The organism is Blautia sp. OF03-15BH (assembly GCF_003463065.1).
Taxonomy (GTDB): domain Bacteria; phylum Bacillota; class Clostridia; order Lachnospirales; family Lachnospiraceae; genus Limivivens.
Window position 1 is genome coordinate 37,511 of record NZ_QSCM01000016.1, and the last position, 17,760, is coordinate 55,270.

The following is a 17,760-nucleotide window of genomic DNA, read 5'->3' on the forward strand; positions in this document are numbered from 1 at the left end:
TTTTGAAAAAATCATATGAAATGGATATGTGCAATGGTCCGCTGTTGGGGAAAATCCTGGTTTTTACTTTTCCTCTGATGCTTTCCGGTGTGCTGCAGCTGCTTTTTAATGCGGCGGATATTGTTGTGGTGGGGCGCTTTTCCGGAGCCCACGCACTGGCAGCCGTGGGCTCCACCAGTGCACTGATCAACCTTTTGGTCAATGTGTTCATGGGCCTTTCCATCGGCACCAACGTACTGACGGCCCAGGGGTACGGAGCCCGGAATGAGGAAGATGTCAGCGATACGGTACATACATCTGTTCTTTTAAGCCTGGTGAGCGGCGTGATCCTTATCGTGGCCGGAGTCCTGTTTTCCAGACCTCTGCTGGAACTCATGGCTACACCGGAAGAAGTTCTGGGACAGGCAGCTCTTTATATGAAGATCTATTTCATCGGCATGCCGGCCATGATGGCATATAACTTTGGTGCGGCTATTTTACGGGCTATAGGAGACACCCGGCGTCCGCTGTATTATTTGCTGATCTCCGGTGTGGTCAATGTGATCTTAAATCTGATCTTTGTGATCATTTTCCGCATGGGTGTGGCAGGCGTGGCAACGGCTACCGTGATCTCTCAGGTCATTTCCGCAGGCATGGTCTTAAAATGCCTGATGGGACTGGATGGCATGTGCCGCCTGGAACTTCACAAGCTGGCCATCCACAAGGATAAACTGCTGAACATTGCCAGGATCGGTCTTCCGGCAGGACTGCAGGGAGCTATTTTCTCTATCTCCAACGTGCTGATCCAGTCCTCGGTAAACTCTTTCGGAGCCATCGCCATGGCTGGAAACACAGCTGCCGGAAACCTGGAAGGCTTTGTGTATACCTCCATGAACTCGGTATACCAGACAAACTTAAGCTTTACCAGTCAGAACATGGGAGCAGGAAACCGACAGCGCATGAAAAAGATCCTTGCGATCTGTCTGGTTTTCGTAAGTGCCGTTGGACTTATCATGGGAAACGGATTTGTCTTTTTCGGAGAACAGCTTCTTGGCATTTACTCTTCCGACCCGGAAGTGATCCAATACGGCCTGAACCGGATGCATCTTATCTGTGCACCCTATTTCCTCTGTGGTCTGATGGACGTCATGGTAGGAAGTATGAGAGGAATGGGATATTCCTTCCTGCCAATGATCGTTTCCCTCATTGGAGCCTGCGGTCTCCGTGTTGTCTGGATTTTCACAGTATTTCAGTGGCATCGCTCCCTGTTTACGCTGTACCTGTCCTATCCGATCACCTGGACGATCACGGCGTTGGCACATATGGCTTGCTGGTATGTGGTGATGTATAAGAAACAACCAAATAACTGATTGGTCCGAGGGGGGATGTTTGCGTGGAAGACATTGCCCCTCGCTTTATATGAGGGAGAAAACTGTTATGAAAAAAATGATGAAGTTCTGTCTTTTCCTGTGTTGTATTCTTTTTATTTCGCTTCCGGTTCAGGCCCGGACCCAGGGAAATCTTCATGCCCTGGTGATGAGCGGACGGATCTTGAGCAGGAAAAACGCAAACGATTTTTATAACCTGCTGAAAAAAACAAAGATACCGGAGTACAAAGTTTCCGGACAGAACATCAAAAAGCTCTTTTATGAAAGCCATAAAAAGACAAAGCGACAGGATATTTTCGCAAGTATTGACAATGCTTTTAAAGGCAGCACCAAGAGTGATCTGAATCTCTTTTATTACGGAGGTCACGGAGGTGCAGCTGCCACAGCAGAAGGCTACGGTGGAATTTATCTGGGGGATGTGGTAAATAAAGAACTTCGGAAAACCCGGGTAAGCTGCAATGAACTTTTACAGACACTTCTGAAGTATAAAGGGAAATTCATTGTCATCATTGATAGTTGCAATGCGGATCTCATTCGAAAAGCAGCAGCAGAACTGAAAGGCAGCCAACGAAGCCGAATAGACAGAGATTTCATTTTTATCGCATCCTCTAATGAAAAGGTGGAAGAGTTTGGAACCCAGTTTACCGCGGCTCTTACAGATGCCGTTTCCACAAAATGGAAATTTTTTTGGGCAGATGAAAACAAGGATGGTTGTGTTTCCTGTGCGGAGTGGTTTGTGGCAGCCAGAAATAATCATAAGATTCTGGCCTGGTACAACCAGCCGAATATTTCTAGTGGAAATAGAGAACTGGGAAATTTGAAGCTGATTCAGTTATCACATGTTAAGTTTCTGAAGAAAAGCCTGACGATGAAAAAAGGTCAGACAAAGAAAGTCAGCTATATCTTGAAAAATCTGGGCCGGGGAAGTCTGAAAGTGAGATTTTCTTCCTCCGATTCATCAATCGCGGCAGTAGATCAGAAAGGGAAGATTACACCGAAGAAAAATGGAAAAGTTACCGTAAAAGCTTATCTGGTAGATGGCAGCGGCAAAAAATGTCTGGGAACAGAGGATAGCTGTGTTGTAACGGTTCAGGGATTTTCAACAAAAACTCCGTCAAAAAACACAGCAATGAAAGACTTTCTGAAAAAAGTCCAGAAAGGTTCCTGGTGGGATTCCGGCTGGCGGACGAGTATCGGTTTCTATAACGGGTATGTTTTAACGGGCAATACCTATGGCGAGCAGACCGGGAAATACAAGATCCGGAAAGTACAGAAAACATCCTATGGTTATTTTATCAGCATTGAAGGATATGAAAACTACCGCTGGTATCGTTCCGAACCGAATAAACTTCGTTGTTATGCAGCGGCCACGGGGAATGTGGGAAGAAGAGAAGGAGCAGATTTTACACTTTTTGGATGTTAAAGGAGAATTTTATGAAAAAGCGAGCTCTATTTATGGCCACTGCAGTCCTGTGTCTGGCAGGAAACATAGCAGCAGGACAGACAAAAGCAGAAACCGTAAGTCAGGAAAAACAGGCTTACGAGTATTCCAAAGAAGATGAAAATGGAAATACTGTAAATGAAACCATCACAGATGAGCAGATTGCTGCTTTGGGGAAATCGCTGGGCGTTCCAGAAGATATTACGATAACCAGGTGTAATGTCAGTGAACCCTGGTTCTGGGAAGGAGCCGGTCGTTGGCTTGTCAGCGTTGAACTCTACTCTGATGATATTTTCCTGGCTGGAGCTGCGATCGATCCGGATACTCTCGAACTGCAGCGTGAGATCGCTCCCTACGATGCCGGTCGGATTGAAAAGGAAAAGCAGGAAGCAGCACTTTCCAAGATCAATTCCAGCGACATGGAGGTGGCCAATGGTCTGATCCAGATTCTGATCAGCGGTGATGGTTCTGCCTTTCTGAAACTTCTTCCGGAACTTCCGACAGAATACAGGGAAATTTTGGGGGATAAAATGATTGCTGTGTTCACCGGGCTTGTCCAGAATGTTGCGGATGAGGCTGTGCAGGAGTTTCAGGAGGAATTCAAAGACCGCCAGCTTTTTTATCAGGCTCTTTCCTCGGAAGATGTAGACAGCGAAACACTTGCAGAACTCCAGAAATCATACGCGGAGTTTGGTTACTATGTGACGGCCGCACGGCTTGTCCACGAAGAACTCTCGGAGGACGGTACAACCAGTTATCTGGATATTCCTGTAGTCGAAATTGACGGTAAATGGTATCTCGACCTCGAAAGCTGGGATGACGATGACAGTGACTACGACGAAGATGATGACGACGAAGATGATGACGACGACGACTTTGAAGAACTTGAAGAACTCCTGGAAGAGGGACTGGCGGCTCGACCCTTCTACGGAATCTGGTGTTACGCCTCCACAGATTCCGACGAAGCCGAAAATTATGCAGAATATCTTGAGTCTGTCTGCGAGGAGCCGGAAGTCCTCCTGAGCAGTGACTGGAGCAACCTGAACTCCGAGCCCTACTATGTCGTCACCGCCGGAAGATACGAAACAGAGGAAAAAGCAGAGGAAGCCCTGGATAAAGTGCAGAGTGTGTGCGATGGGGCGTATGTGAAGTATTCGGGGGAGTATTTGGGGTAAAAAATAGAAATTGGCAGGAAATGAAAAGTATGCTATATTACTTATGTGTAACCAATAGAGTTTGAGTCGTATTAGATTGGGAATACGTGAGTAGAAATAATTTTGTTGGCTGTTAAGGTTACAAGAGAAAGAGCTATATGCAGAGCTAAGTTTTTGCATATAGCTCTTTTTATATAATGCTTTTATAACAGCCAACTAAATTAAGAAAATACATTGACGCGATACAAAAAAGGTGATACAGTGAGATCAAGGAAGGAGTGAGAAAAATAGAAGAAAAAGAAAAATATATTGCACATAAAAACAAAGAAAAAGGAAAAATTCAGACAATAAAAGAACACAGCGAAAATACTGCCAGGTTATGTATGGAAATGTCGATACCAGAACTTAAAGAAATCAATCGAATAATTGGATTGTTACATGATATTGGAAAATATCAAAACTCTTTTCAGAGAAGAATGAAGGATGAAAAAATTCGGGTTGAGCATTCCATATGTGGTGCACAGATTGCAAAGAAAATGTATGAGAAACCATTCCTGGCGCTTGCGTATTTAATGGAATATTGCATTGCTGGCCACCATTCCGGGATTCCTGACGGAGGAGTTCAAAATGGCAGACCGGATTCACTGAATACAAGGCTTCAAAGAGAGATGGAGGATTACAGTGCTTACCAAGAGGAACTGGAAATTCCACAGATTGATCTGCAGAAAGTAATAAATTTTTTCGCGCAGGATATCAAAAATGATATAGATTTTTTGATTGATAAATTCGCTTTTCTGACAAGATATTGTTTTTCCTGTCTGGTAGATGCAGATTCCGAAGACACTGCAAGGTTTTGCGGAGATGGAACTTTACCAGAGGATCTGAAGACAAATTTTCAGAGCTGCCTTGAAAAAGTAAATCGAAAACTGCAATCTTTTCAAGCTGAGACTGAACTTCAGAAAGCCAGAGCACTTTTACAGAAGCAGGTATTTGATAAAACAGGTGAAAAAGCAGAGATTTATCTTATGAACATGCCGACAGGAAGCGGCAAAACATTATGTAGTGTGAAATTTGCTCTGGAAAAAGCAATTGCGGAAAAGAAAAAAAGAATTATTTATGTGATCCATTTTTTGAGCGTTGCAGATCAGACGGTTGGCATGTTTGAAAATCTCTTTGGGAAGGATGCACAGATTCTGCGTCATCAGTCTACCTTTTCCTATGACGATGCAGAAGATTTCAGTGAGGATTATCGTATTTCAGCAAAGCGTGCGACAGAGAACTGGAGTGCAGATTTTATCGTGACGACTATGGTTCAGTTCCTCGGCTCCTTGTATTCCAATCGGCGGGGAAAACTGCGAAAGGTTCACAATATGGCAGATGCAGTGCTCATTTTTGATGAAGCGCATTTGATGCCTGTAGAATATTTACAGCCCTGTCTCCAGGGAATCGCATTTCTCACAAGGTACTTGAACAGCAGTGCAGTATTTCTGACGGCAACAATGCCGGACTTTCCAAGTTTGATTCAGACCTATGCTTTGGAAAACAGCAAGATAGTTAATCTGGTAACAGATACATCGGACTTTGAAAAGTTTAAGAAATGCAAGTTTAGCTATATTGGAAAGATGGAACAGGAAACTCTGTTAAGTAAAAGCAGAGAATATGCTTCCAGCCTGATTGTAGTCAACAAGAAGCGAACAGCAAGGGAGTTATACAGGCAATGTACGGGCAAAAAATATCATTTGTCTACTTATCTGGCGGCATATGACAGAAAACGGATTTTAGATGAAATTCGAAAGGAACTAAAGCAATTAGAGGTGGATTATCCTAATCTTGAAGGAGTTCCGGAAGATCGGCGTATTACCGTGATATCTACTTCGCTAATTGAAGCAGGAGTTGATCTTGACATGGCTGTTGTATTTCGACAGCTTACCGGCCTGGACAGTATTTTGCAGGCTGGCGGACGTTGTAACAGAGAAGGAAGAAGACAAGGAGCAATGACATTTGTTTTTGAACTGTCAGAGGATCAAAAAGAAGATGAGCGAATGAATAAAACGAGAGGATTGCTTAAAAAATATGCAGATGTTTCTTCACAGGAATGTATACGGGAATATTATAACTGTATGTATAAGCTGAGAGAGACAGAAATTGAGAAGCATGCGATTCATAATGATTACAAAGATATTCGTCAGATCGGTTTTAAAAGTTATGCTGAAAAATTCCATTTAATTGAATCTAACACTCAATCGGTTGTAGTTGGCTGCAATGAGGAAGCGAAACGTAGGATAGAAGATCTGCAGAAGACTCAGATAGGAAATCCTCGGAAATTCCAAAATTATGTCTGTTCTGTAACACAGGCGGAATTAGATGATCTGATAAGACAACATGCGGTAAAGGACTATGGGACAGGAATCTTCTGCCTGATAAGTGATGATTATTATGACGAAAATCTCGGAATTCTTTTTGAGGGAAAAGATTACATCATATGAAAGAAGGTGAAGAGTGATGGCATATGGATTTAAAATCATGGTGGAAGGAGATTATGCCTGTTTTACAAGACCGGAGCTGAAGGTGGAACGTGTCAGTTATGACGTTCCGCCTCCGGGCGCACTGGAAGGAATGCTGAAAAGCTGCTACTGGAAGCCGTCTATAAAGTATACGATTGATAAAATTATCGTGTTCAATAAGATTGATTTCATGAATGTCAGGAGAAACGAAGTAAAAGAGAAGGTATTGTTGAGTGCGGTAAAGAGTCAGATGAATGGAAAAGGAGGAGATCCCTGTATCTATACTTCTGAGAGCAGGAGTCAAAGAGCTTCTATGATTCTGAAAAATGTGAAATATGGGATCGAATTTCATTTTGAATTGACGGGTTTGAAAAACGAAAGGGAGGAAGATGCAGAGAAGAAACACTACAATATCATAAAAAGACGATTGGAAAAAGGACAATGGTTCCGTGTTCCCTGTTTGGGTTGCAGTGAATTTCCCGTAAAAAAAATAGAACTTGTAGAAGATTTTAATGAGAATCTTATCAACAAAGACATTTTAGATATGAAAGATGTGGATCTTGGCTACATGAGCTATAAAGTGCAGTTTGCAGACGGAGGAAAGCCAATAAATGATGATTGGGAGAATCCAGAGTTTTCTGACCGGGCCAATACGCTTTACTATCGTCCACATATGATAAATGGAGTGATTGATGTGAGAAAATACAGGGAGGGCCTGCGATGCTGATAAAAGCGTTAAGCGATTATTATGACATTCTGGCGTCAAAAGGGGAAATAACACCAGACGGTTTCTCAAAGGTAAAAATACATTATAAAGTAGCCTTAACTGAAGATGGAAAAATAGATGAAATTATCGACTTCAGAAAGAAGGACAGTATAAAAACAGGAAAAGATAAGATTAAAGAGGTAATTGCTCCTCAGGAGAAATTATTGCCTGCGAGAACAGAAAAAACCGGAATTGAAGCGAATATTGCAGAGCACAGGCCGCTTTACTTATTCGGTTTAAATCTGGATAAAGATCAGCTGACACCGGAAGATAAAACGGGAAAAGCAAAAAAATCCCATGAAGCTTTTGTGAAAACAAATTTGGAATTTACAGAAGGAATGAGTTCGCCGCTCATTCAGGCATTTCGAAAATTTCTTGAGAACTGGAAACCAGAGCAGGAAACACAGAATGCACAGTTATTAGCCCTGGGTAAGGAGTATGCGAAATCCGGATTTGTATTTTGTCTGACAGGAAGTCCAGAAAAATTGTTGCATGAAGAAGCGGAGTTTAAAGAAAAATGGCAGGAATACTGGGGCAAAAAGCAAGATGAAAATTCAGAGGGGCCGACAGCGCAATGTGCTGTCAGTGGAGAAACAGCTGCTATTGCAAGAATACATAGCAAAATCAAAGGCGTCTACGGTGGTCTGGCAACAGGAAGTGTACTCATAGGTTTCAATAATTCGTCAGAAAGCTCTTATGGGAACGAGCAGGCGTATAACAGTAATATTTCTGAAAGTGTGATGAAGAAATATACGGAAACTTTGAACTATCTTCTGAGCAGTGAGAAACATAAAATAATGCTGGATGATATGACGATTGTATTCTGGGCGATGAATACAAGTGAAAAGCAGGAAAATCTTGTTATGGCAATGCTCTTTGGAGCATCTGATAAAATAAATACAGAGCAGACAGATTTGATGCTGAGAGAACTCATGGAAGATTCAGCAACAGGAAGGATTACCGCAAAAAGATTGGAAAATCTGGATTTGATTCAAGAAGATGTTGATTTTTATATGCTGGGATTAAAACCGAATACTTCCAGATTGGCTTTGAAGTTTATCTATAGAAAGAGATATGCGGATGTTTTATGGAATATTGTAAGATTTCAGAATGATCTGCAAATGACAAAAGAACCACATGCGATTTCTCTGCAAAGAATAAAACATGAATTGATATCACCTAAAGTTAAAAATGATAAAGTTAATCCTGCTTTGATGACAAAACTTCTGGAAGCTGCATTTTATGGACGAAAATATCCGATGACTTTGTTGGAAACAGTGCTGAGAAGGATCAGAACCGATGAAGGGAGTGAAAAAATCAATTCTGTCAGGATCGGGATTATTAAGGCAGTTATAAACAGAAACAGTGAGAAGGAGGAATTAAAAATGGTAGTGGATTTAGAAAATGAAAATTCTGCATATTTATGTGGACGTATGTTTGCTGTTTTGGAAAAATTGCAGAAGGATTCAGTAACTTCTGGGAAGTTGAATCGGACAATCAGAGATGGATATTTTGCTATGGCATCTACCAGACCAGCAGCAGTTTTTCCTAAATTGTTGAGATTGGCGCAGCATCATTTAAAGAAATTGGAAAAAGCAGAATATTCGCTTTACTATGAAAAAATGTTGGAGGAGATCCATAGTAAAATGAAAAATGAGTATCCGGAAAGCCTGCCATTAAAGGAACAGGGTAAATTTATGGTTGGATATTACCAGCAGATGCAGGATTTGTATGAGAAGAAAAATAAAGAAAATGAAAAAGGAAAAGGAGAAAATTGATTATGGCTATCAATAATAGATATGATTTTGTGATGCTATTTGATGTGGAAAATGGAAATCCAAACGGAGACCCGGACGCAGGCAATGCTCCCCGCGTGGATGCAGAATCAGGTTATGGATATGTTACCGATGTCTGCCTTAAAAGAAAAATTCGGAATTATGTAGAACTGGTAAAAGAAGGTGAGGAAGGATATAATATCCTGATCAAACCAGATCGTTCTTTGAATGCAAAATTTACGGAAGCATATAAAGAACTGGGACTTACATCTACGAAAAAAGACAGTAGAGAAAAAAAGGCTGATGATATGGTAAAGGCCCGGGATTATATGTGCAAAAACTATTTTGATGTCAGAACTTTTGGTGCAGTTATGTCTACAGGTGATAATCCCTGTGGAATTGTAAGGGGACCTGTACAGATTAACTTTGCAAGAAGTATTTCACCGGTTGAACCTCAGGATATTGCGATTACCAGGCAGGCAAGGACAACAGACGAAAGAACGGAGACAGGCGATACAGAAATAGGAAGAAAAAGTTTTATCCCTTATGCATTATATCGTGCGGAGGGCTACATATCTGCAGCTTTGGCAAACAAAGTAACTGATTTGTCAGAAGAAGATGTAGAGCTTTTATGGACGGCGATTATGAATATGTTTGAGAATGATCACAGTGCAGCACGCGGAAAAATGTGTATGCGGAAACTGTTTGTGTTTAAGCATGATAACGTACTCGGGGTATGCCCTTCACATCTCCTGTTTGATAAGATTCAGGTGAAAGAATGCGAAGATGTGAATGTGATCCGTTCCATAAAGGATTATGACATTACAGTTGATCGGGAAATGCCGGAAGGAGTGGAACTGATAGAAAAATTATGATTTCTGAGGAGATTGCTATAAGATCTATTCAGCATTATATGTATTGTCCTCATCGATGGGGACTGCTGGAAATTGACAAAGCCTGGGCAGAAAATTTTTTTGTGACAAAAGCAAATTTGCTGCATGAGCGGGTACATGATCCGGAGAAAAATTATACTGCAAGAGGGAAAAAAGTGTTTACAGCCGTCCCCGTTTACAATGACAGAGAAGAACACAATCTGTACGGAGTAACAGACTGCCTGGAACTGACGGAAAGCAAAGAAGGTGTTTCTGTCGGGGATGATGGCCGAAGATATCAGATTTGCATTGTAGAATATAAGCCAACAAAACCAAAAAATGAGGAGATCAGGCCGGACGATCAAATGCAGATATTTGCACAGAAACTTTGCGTGGATTTTGTGTTTGGAGGTGACTGTGATGCAGTAATTTATTATGCTGACGTAAGGAAAAGATACAATGTACCTGTGAAGGAAAATTTTGAGGCATATGATAAAAAGCTGAAAGAACTCTTACATGAAATGAGAACTTACTTGGAAACAGGCCAGATTCCGGAAATACGAAAGGGACAAAAATGTAGCGGATGTTCTATGAAAGATCTTTGCATGCCGAAAACATCTCCATCATGGAATGTCAAAAAAGAGCTGAAAAAGATTTTAGCGGATGAAGGCGAATGATCTTTTTGGGGGAGGATATGAGAAAGCTTTTAAATACGATTTATGTAACAAATGAAACAGCTTACTTAACGCTGGATGGTGAAAATCTGGTGTGTAAAATCGAAGGAAAAGAAAAGCTGAGGATTCCTTTTGAGAATATTGAAAATGTAGTCTGTTTTAGCTACCTGGGATGCTCACCGGCACTTATGGGAAAATGCGTTGAAAAGACAATACCCATTAACTTTATTTCACCTCAGGGAAAGTTTTGGGCAAAAGTGTGCGGAGAAACAAAAGGAAATGTCTTTTTAAGAGTAGCACAAATAGAACAGTTTCGGGAAAATGGATTGACTTTGGCACAGAATACATTGGCTGCAAAATTTAGTAATACACGTCAGCTGATTCGAAGGACACTTCATGATAATGCAGAATTAAGAGAAGATGCGGAAATAAAAAAGGCTATAACTGTTCTGGAAGAAGGAATGAACAAGATATTCCAAGCCTTAACGATAGAAGAAGCGATGGGAATAGAAGGGTATTGTGCGGAAAGTTATTTTGGTATTTTTGACAAATTGCTTACAAATGAAAAAGTTCCATTTCATTTTGAACTGAGAACAAAACGTCCTCCGCTGGATCCGATCAACGCGGTGCTCTCGTTTGTGTATACACTGGCTACAAATGAGTTTGCAGCAGCCCTGGAAACGGTGGGGTTAGACAGCTATATAGGATATTGCCATGCGCTCAGAAGCGGAAGAAAATCTCTGGCTTGTGATATGGTAGAAGAAACGAGATGCATTGTGGAACGTTTTGTCATTACGCTGTTAAATCTTCAGATTTTAGGAGAGAAAGATTTTGAAAAACAGGTCTCCGGAGCCGTATGGCTAAATGAAGAAGGCAGAAAAAAAGTCCTGGCACGCTGGCAGGAGAAGAAGAGAACGGATATGATGCACCCGTATCTGAAACAGAAAATTCCGCTGGGCTTGCTTCCTTATGTTCAAAGTAACCTTTTGGCTAAATATGTGCGTGGGGATATTGCAGAATATCCAGTGTTTCTTTTGAAGTAGGTAAAAATTATGATGGTGTTGATCAGTTATGATGTAAGTACGGTAAGTGCATCTGGAAAAACGAGGCTTCGCAAAGTAGCAAAAGAATGTCAGAATCACGCTCAACGAGTTCAAAATTCGGTTTTTGAAGCTGATCTGGATTATTCATCCTTTTTAAAACTGAAGGATCGCCTTTGTAAGTTAATAAATCCAGAGGAAGACAGTCTGCGTTTCTACTATCTCGGAAATAACTGGGAAAGAAAGGTAGAACATGTAGGCGCTAAGAAGACTTACAATCCAGAAGGGGTTATTATTATTTAGCAAGAAATTTAAAACATGAAAAATTATATGCTAATCCATTCACAAAATAGCGAACCTTCAATGACTCCAAAATCTCTAGAAGGTTCGCCTGGAAAAATATAGTTTTTTATGCTAGTATGATTAAGAATCATTAAAAAAAAATAAGTCCGCCTTGCGTTATATGGTGGCGTGACCTCCCTAAAATACAAAATATAGGTGTCACGCCCCTCGCGGGCGTGTGAGTAGAAATTGAAATGATTTCAGACCGGAAATATCCCCGTTCAGTCACGCCCCTCGCGGGCGTGTGAGTAGAAATCTTTCGACCAAATTCCTGCATCCAGCCACAGCAGGTCACGCCCCTCGCGGGCGTGTGAGTAGAAATCTACAGCTTTTTTTTCAGCATCAGCCTGTTTTTTCGTCACGCCCCTCGCGGGCGTGTGAGTAGAAATTTTCCACACCGTATCTTCTGACCGTGTAGATCGTGTCACGCCCCTCGCGGGCGTGTGAGTAGAAATTGCTGTTCCGGTTGATTGCGTCCATAACGCTCCATGTCACGCCCCTCGCGGGCGTGTGAGTAGAAATTGCCGGGAACCGGGGAACGAAGCAGATGCTGTATGAGTCACGCCCCTCGCGGGCGTGTGAGTAGAAATTCTAAACGTCTCGTCTACTGTGTCAGCTAAACCTTGTCACGCCCCTCGCGGGCGTGTGAGTAGAAATTTTGATGTGGATTGCAAGAAATTTCATGCATTCGTCACGCCCCTCGCGGGCGTGTGAGTAGAAATTATTAACTACATATCGCAGTACGGGATTCCAATGGTCACGCCCCTTGCGGGCGTGTGAGTAGAAATTCCTAAAAGGTTTACCTCACCAATGCTATTAACGTTACGCCCCTCGCGGGCGTGTGAGTAGAAATGCCATCATCAGTGAACACGTTGCCGTCGTGTCCGGTCACGCCCCCTGTGGGCGTGAGAGTAGAAATTACGGATGCGGTCTGCGCCGCCAGGAAGTCCTGGTCATGCCTCATGTGGGTGTGTGAGTAAAGATCGCGGAATTGATTGCCGGATATTTCAGCGAATTTGTCACGTCCCTTGCGGGCGTGAGAGTAGAAATCAGTTCGGTAAGGTATCAGATGAGACACCGAAACGTCACGCCCCGCGGGCATGTGAGTAGAAATATTACAAGAGAATAGAAAGGAAGGAAAAACAATGTTGTCACGCCCCAAGCAGGCGTGTGAGTAGAAATTTCAGAGTCTCTGGAATATTATCAACAGACTCTTGTCATGTCCCACATGGGCGTAAGAGTAGAAATGCAGAAAAGGACGTGTTAAGTTATATGAGGCATGGTCACTCCCTTTGCGAGTATGTGAGTAGAAATGATATGGTGGATAATATGATCGGTAAGGTACAGGGCGTGAGAGTAGAAATGACTGGGGAATTTCTGTTATGGATTACAGAGAAGTCACGCCTTTTATAGGCGTGTGAGTAGAAATGAGAATGATGTAAAAGAATAGGGATTTCAAGCAATCTCATATTGTTCAGGATTTCCCGAATAGAAAACAATATAAAATTTTATAGTAACTCCCAAATTCCCCGCATACACTGTAAAAACAGCCACTATCGGGGGATTTTCTTGAAGGATTATATTGAAGAGCGAGCCGTTGAGATCGCAGATTATATCATAGCAACTAACGCAACCGTGCGCCAGGCGGCAAAAAAGTTTGGCGTGAGTAAAAGCACCGTTCACAAAGACTGTGTGGAGCGCCTGCGGGAAATCAATCCCTCCCTGGCCTCGGAGGTACGGAGAGTTCTGGATGTCAATAAATCCGAGCGCCATATCCGCGGTGGAATGGCGACAAAAGAGAAATACCTTCATCTGCATGAACATCAGACTGCCCCTGCGTAAAAATACGGAATGTTGCCAAAAATCGGGGCAAAGGTTATAATGAAAACAGTCCGGCAGAGAGCCTGAAAATACTACTATAGAAATCCTGAGAAAGGACTGCAGACCATGAAGAATGAAAAAACTGACATAGCAAAAGAACTATCCAGAATATGCAAAGAAAAAGGGATCAGCCGATATTCCTTAAGCAAACGGACTGGCATTCCTGACAGCACACTGCAGAACTATGAAAACGGAACCACACCCAATTTTTCTACTCTGGAGATCATTTGTGAAGCGATGGGAACGACAATTGCAGATTTTTTCCGGGATGGTTGTTTTGATTATTTTACGGAAGATCAGGAAGAACTGATGCACCTTTTTGAACAGATGACTCCGGAACAGCAGCAGCGCCTTCTTGCCTTTGCAGATGGTCTGGGTTCGGACCTGTGAGGATAAAAGAATGACGAAAACATATGAAAAAGTGGCACATACTTTTGAGCCGGTATATGATGAGAATTCCAGGATTCTGATTCTGGGGACATTTCCGTCCGTAAAATCCCGGGAGCAGCAATTCTATTACGGTCATCCGCAGAATCGTTTCTGGAAACTTCTGGCAGTACTGACTGGTTATGAAACGCCGCAGACGATTCCGGAGAAAAAGAAATTATTGCTTGAAAATGAGATTGCCATCTGGGATGTGGTTGCCAGTTGTGAGATTATTGGATCCAGCGACAGCAGCATCCGAAATGTTGTGCCGGCGGATCTGAACCGTATCCTTCAGTCGGCACCCATACGGAAAATCTATGCCAATGGAGGAAAAGCTTTTGAGCTTTATCAGAAATATGCCTTTCCTCTGACCGGCCGTCCGATAGAAAAACTTCCATCCACAAGTCCTGCCAATGCAGCCTGGCAGATGGATCGCCTGAAAGAGGCCTGGAGCGTAATCCTTCAGGAATAATCAGAGAAATGAAAAGGGAATCTTCGTTTCAAACGATGATCCCCTGCCTTTTCTTTTGTATTTTGATCTTGAAAGATTTCTCATTGGTAAGAAATTCTTTTGTGCCTTGTGAAAAATTTTCTTTCGTAAATGCTGTCGTTTCCTGACGACAACTGTATTATATCAGAAAATTTTGCAAAAGGGAAGGAAAAGATTTCGACAAAAAGCGACTTGACAGCGAAAAAAATGGCTTGTCATGATTTGATGAATCTTTTATAATGGTTAAGACTAGAAATAACGCTTCTCAGAAGAAAAAATGGAGGAATATCAGTGGAAAAGGAAATGATTATCGTATTGGACTTTGGTGGTCAGTATAATCAGTTGATTGCAAGAAGAGTCAGAGAATGCAATGTATATGCAGAGGTGCATCCTTATACACTCAGCCTGGAAAAGATCAAAGAGATGAATCCGAAAGGGATTATTTTTACAGGTGGACCGAACAGTGTATATGGTGAGGATTCACCGCGCTGTTCAAAAGAAATTTTTGAGTTGGGTATTCCTGTTTTGGGTATTTGTTATGGTTCTCAGCTGATGGCTTATATGCTTGGCGGAAAAGTGGAGACAGCGCCTGTCAGTGAGTATGGTCATACAGATGTGACAGTAGATACCGACGATATTCTGTTTGATGGCGTTTCCAAAGAAACAGTAGCTTGGATGAGCCATACGGATTATATTGCGCAGGCTCCCGAGGGCTTTAAGATCACGGCTCATACCAGTGTATGTCCGGTAGCAGCCATGTCCTGTCCGGAGAAAAAGTTTTATGCAACGCAGTTCCATCCGGAAGTAATGCATACAGCAGAAGGAAAGAAGATGCTCAGCAACTTTGTATATAAAGTCTGCGGATGCAGCGGAAGTTGGCAGATGGCTTCTTTCGTGGAGACCACGATCAAACAGCTTCGTGAAAAGATCGGTACCGGTAAGGTGCTCTGCGCTCTGTCCGGCGGCGTGGATTCCTCTGTTGCAGCCGTTCTGCTTTCCAAAGCGATCGGCAAACAGCTGACCTGCGTTTTTGTTGACCATGGTCTTCTTCGTAAAAATGAAGGAGATGAAGTGGAAGCTGTTTTCGGCCCCAACGGCCCTTACGAGCTGAATTTCATCCGTGTCAATGCCCAGCAGCGTTACTATGATAAGCTGAAAGGTGTTACCGAGCCGGAGCAGAAGAGAAAGATCATTGGCGAAGAGTTTATCCGCGTATTTGAAGAAGAGGCAAAAAAGATTGGCGCCGTGGATTATCTCGTTCAGGGAACCATTTATCCGGATGTGATCGAGTCCGGCCTTGGAAAATCCGCAGTCATCAAATCTCATCATAATGTAGGGGGACTTCCGTCCGTAGTTGATTTCAAAGAAATTATCGAGCCCTTACGTCTTCTTTTTAAAGATGAGGTTCGGCGCGCCGGTCTGGAGCTTGGTATCCCCGAGTATCTGGTGTACCGTCAGCCCTTCCCGGGTCCCGGCCTTGGAATCCGTATCATTGGAGAAGTAACCGAGGAAAAAGTAAAAATCGTTCAGGAAGCCGATGCCATCTACCGCGAAGAGATCGCAAAAGCAGGAATCGACAAAGGTCTTGGTCAGTATTTCGCAGCCCTGACCAACATGCGTTCCGTAGGTGTTATGGGTGATTTCCGTACCTACGATTATGCAGTTGCTCTTCGTGCTGTCAACACCTCTGATTTTATGACTGCCGATGCCGCTCAGATCCCGTGGGAAGTCCTGGCCAAAGTTACGAACCGTATTGTAAATGAAGTAAAGGGCGTAAATCGTGTCATGTACGATTGCACAGGTAAGCCCCCTGCAACAATTGAGTTTGAATAAATCGAGTTGCTTAAAAAAGCCAGTGTTTATGCGGGTTTCAGCGATTTCGATTAGTCTTTTGATAACAAATTGATAACAGTCATAGCAAGTGCCATTATTCTTGTTATCCAGTGGTTTATGGGTAACGGAACAATTAACAGGTGGCTTGCAGACTAAAGTTCGGAGCTTGGCTCTGAACAAATTCCATATTATAAACTAAGCCCTTAGCTGTGGTTAATAACCATAGTTAAGGGCTTTTTTGTCGTTGCCAAAGCATCTGTAGGGAGCTGCCAGTGGCAGGTCCTGTAGGTGCTTATTTATCTTTCAAGTGGTCTTTGAATGCTTCCACGAGAGCGTCACTTAATTCCTGTGATGGAACTTTTGCCCAACGCTGTGTGGTGTCGAACTCTGGATAATGGTAACGCCAGTTATCGTATTCTTCTCTGTTGATTTCTTCGGAAGATAGCTTGTCTGCCTGTTCTTTCCAAGCATACAGCATTTTGAGGAGTTCATATGCTTCTCTGCCTTTGTCCTTGTTGACCTTTAAGCATACCTCTCCGTCTGCTTCACTGACAGTAAGACCGTAAATATCTTCAAGGGTAAACAGAGTGTGCATAAGACCGATATAGCTGTCTATGTCAGGAACATCAAGAGCCTGTGGAGAAACATCAAGCACCTGTGCCAATGCATTTGTAAGGTCTGCTTTCGGTTTGCGTGTACCAGTTTCGTACTGTGCCAAACGCACATCAGCACTCTTTTCTGGAAAACCGATTGCTGTACCGAGATACTTTTGTGTCATACCACGCATTAGTCTGAAAAAATGTATTCTTTCGCTGATAGCCATAATGATACGCTCCTTTTATATTTAGTGAAATAAGTATAGCAGAAATGTTTAGTGGAAGTCAAGAAAAACCGAAACAAAAATGTTTAATATTTTCTTTGCAACCACTTGACAATAGCAAATATGTTTAGTAAAATAAATTACGAATTAAACAAATATGCTTAATGCGACAACTGAATGACCGTCCGAAAAGCCAAACCGCCAAGACCTCGTCGGAGCAAGTTCCGTATCGTTCGCTTGTGTGCAAGCACAAAAGCTCATTCGCTGCACTGCTCCTCCTCTTCCCCAAAAGTCTCCGACTTTTCGGGAACCCCTATACGAGCGAGCGCCTGATGTACTGCGGTGCATTGGGACAGCACAGCGCCTGCCGACAAG

Annotated in this window: 15 protein-coding genes and 1 CRISPR repeat array; of the genes, 14 read left to right on the forward strand and 1 reads right to left on the reverse strand. The window is 42.6% G+C overall.

Features of this window, described 5'->3' with window-relative positions:
• Positions 1-2 precede the first annotated feature (2 nt).
• From DXA57_RS13885 to guaA, 14 genes are all read left to right on the forward strand, one after another.
• Positions 3-1,349: an MATE family efflux transporter gene (locus DXA57_RS13885; protein WP_117767913.1), complete on the forward strand. Its 1,347-nt coding sequence runs from the start codon at positions 3-5 to the stop codon at positions 1,347-1,349.
• Between the two features lie 67 nt (positions 1,350-1,416).
• Positions 1,417-2,790, forward strand: a complete 1,374-nt coding sequence (locus tag DXA57_RS13890; protein ID WP_158571335.1) for an Ig-like domain-containing protein — start codon at positions 1,417-1,419, stop codon at positions 2,788-2,790.
• Positions 2,791-2,801: 11 nt separating this feature from the next.
• On the forward strand, positions 2,802-3,983 hold the full coding sequence (locus DXA57_RS17340) for a hypothetical protein (protein ID WP_199612743.1): 1,182 nt from the start codon (positions 2,802-2,804) through the stop codon (positions 3,981-3,983).
• Between the two features lie 257 nt (positions 3,984-4,240).
• Positions 4,241-6,448, forward strand: coding sequence for a CRISPR-associated helicase Cas3' (gene cas3 / locus DXA57_RS13900; RefSeq protein ID WP_243005804.1), 2,208 nt, complete (start codon positions 4,241-4,243; stop codon positions 6,446-6,448).
• A gap of 16 nt (positions 6,449-6,464) precedes the next feature.
• Positions 6,465-7,193 (forward strand): type I-C CRISPR-associated protein Cas5c, encoded by a 729-nt coding sequence (gene cas5c / locus DXA57_RS13905; RefSeq protein WP_117767915.1) that lies wholly within the window; start codon positions 6,465-6,467, stop codon positions 7,191-7,193.
• Positions 7,187-9,010: a type I-C CRISPR-associated protein Cas8c/Csd1 gene (cas8c, locus tag DXA57_RS13910; RefSeq protein ID WP_117767916.1), complete on the forward strand. Its 1,824-nt coding sequence runs from the start codon at positions 7,187-7,189 to the stop codon at positions 9,008-9,010. Before cas5c ends, cas8c begins: the two co-directional genes overlap by 7 nt.
• Complete coding sequence (gene cas7c, locus DXA57_RS13915) at positions 9,007-9,882, forward strand: type I-C CRISPR-associated protein Cas7/Csd2 (RefSeq protein ID WP_117767917.1); 876 nt, start codon at positions 9,007-9,009, stop codon at positions 9,880-9,882. Before cas8c ends, cas7c begins: the two co-directional genes overlap by 4 nt.
• Entirely contained in the window at positions 9,879-10,556 is a 678-nt protein-coding gene (locus DXA57_RS13920) for a CRISPR-associated protein Cas4 (RefSeq protein ID WP_117767918.1), read from the forward strand. Before cas7c ends, DXA57_RS13920 begins: the two co-directional genes overlap by 4 nt.
• A gap of 17 nt (positions 10,557-10,573) precedes the next feature.
• On the forward strand, positions 10,574-11,596 hold the full coding sequence (gene cas1c, locus DXA57_RS13925; protein WP_117767934.1) for a type I-C CRISPR-associated endonuclease Cas1c: 1,023 nt from the start codon (positions 10,574-10,576) through the stop codon (positions 11,594-11,596).
• A gap of 9 nt (positions 11,597-11,605) precedes the next feature.
• The gene (cas2, locus tag DXA57_RS13930; RefSeq protein ID WP_117767919.1) at positions 11,606-11,896 is read left to right on the forward strand and encodes a CRISPR-associated endonuclease Cas2; all 291 of its coding nucleotides are present in this window, start codon (positions 11,606-11,608) and stop codon (positions 11,894-11,896) included.
• 197 nt (positions 11,897-12,093) lie between these two features.
• A CRISPR array of direct repeats spans positions 12,094-12,855; the repeat unit is 33 nt; unit sequence GTCACGCCCCTCGCGGGCGTGTGAGTAGAAATT.
• 649 nt (positions 12,856-13,504) lie between these two features.
• A complete protein-coding gene (gene spoIIID / locus DXA57_RS13935; protein ID WP_117767920.1) occupies positions 13,505-13,777 on the forward strand; it encodes a sporulation transcriptional regulator SpoIIID in 273 nt (90 codons plus the stop codon).
• 105 nt (positions 13,778-13,882) lie between these two features.
• Complete coding sequence (locus tag DXA57_RS13940) at positions 13,883-14,206, forward strand: helix-turn-helix domain-containing protein (RefSeq protein WP_117767921.1); 324 nt, start codon at positions 13,883-13,885, stop codon at positions 14,204-14,206.
• 10 nt (positions 14,207-14,216) lie between these two features.
• A complete protein-coding gene (locus DXA57_RS13945; protein ID WP_117767922.1) occupies positions 14,217-14,714 on the forward strand; it encodes a DNA-deoxyinosine glycosylase in 498 nt (165 codons plus the stop codon).
• Positions 14,715-15,023: 309 nt separating this feature from the next.
• On the forward strand, positions 15,024-16,565 hold the full coding sequence (gene guaA / locus DXA57_RS13950) for a glutamine-hydrolyzing GMP synthase (protein WP_117767923.1): 1,542 nt from the start codon (positions 15,024-15,026) through the stop codon (positions 16,563-16,565).
• 292 nt (positions 16,566-16,857) lie between these two features.
• Here guaA and DXA57_RS13955 read toward each other — a convergent pair whose 3' ends face one another.
• Complete coding sequence (locus tag DXA57_RS13955; RefSeq protein WP_009247529.1) at positions 16,858-17,388, reverse strand: helix-turn-helix domain-containing protein; 531 nt, start codon at positions 17,386-17,388, stop codon at positions 16,858-16,860.
• Positions 17,389-17,760: the final 372 nt, after the last annotated feature.

What these genes read in the sequence shown, in the direction of transcription:
- DXA57_RS13890 (WP_158571335.1), top strand. Translation starts at nt 1,417, where the DNA reads ATGAAAAAAATGATGAAGTTCTGTCTTTTCCTGTGTTGTATTCTTTTT.
- DXA57_RS17340 (WP_199612743.1), top strand. Translation starts at nt 2,802, where the DNA reads ATGAAAAAGCGAGCTCTATTTATGGCCACTGCAGTCCTGTGTCTGGCA.
- cas5c (WP_117767915.1), top strand. Translation starts at nt 6,465, where the DNA reads ATGGCATATGGATTTAAAATCATGGTGGAAGGAGATTATGCCTGTTTT.
- cas8c (WP_117767916.1), top strand. Translation starts at nt 7,187, where the DNA reads ATGCTGATAAAAGCGTTAAGCGATTATTATGACATTCTGGCGTCAAAA.
- DXA57_RS13920 (WP_117767918.1), top strand. Translation starts at nt 9,879, where the DNA reads ATGATTTCTGAGGAGATTGCTATAAGATCTATTCAGCATTATATGTAT.
- cas1c (WP_117767934.1), top strand. Translation starts at nt 10,574, where the DNA reads ATGAGAAAGCTTTTAAATACGATTTATGTAACAAATGAAACAGCTTAC.
- cas2 (WP_117767919.1), top strand. Translation starts at nt 11,606, where the DNA reads ATGATGGTGTTGATCAGTTATGATGTAAGTACGGTAAGTGCATCTGGA.
- DXA57_RS13940 (WP_117767921.1), top strand. Translation starts at nt 13,883, where the DNA reads ATGAAGAATGAAAAAACTGACATAGCAAAAGAACTATCCAGAATATGC.
- DXA57_RS13945 (WP_117767922.1), top strand. Translation starts at nt 14,217, where the DNA reads ATGACGAAAACATATGAAAAAGTGGCACATACTTTTGAGCCGGTATAT.
- DXA57_RS13955 (WP_009247529.1), bottom strand. Translation starts at nt 17,388, where the DNA reads ATGGCTATCAGCGAAAGAATACATTTTTTCAGACTAATGCGTGGTATG.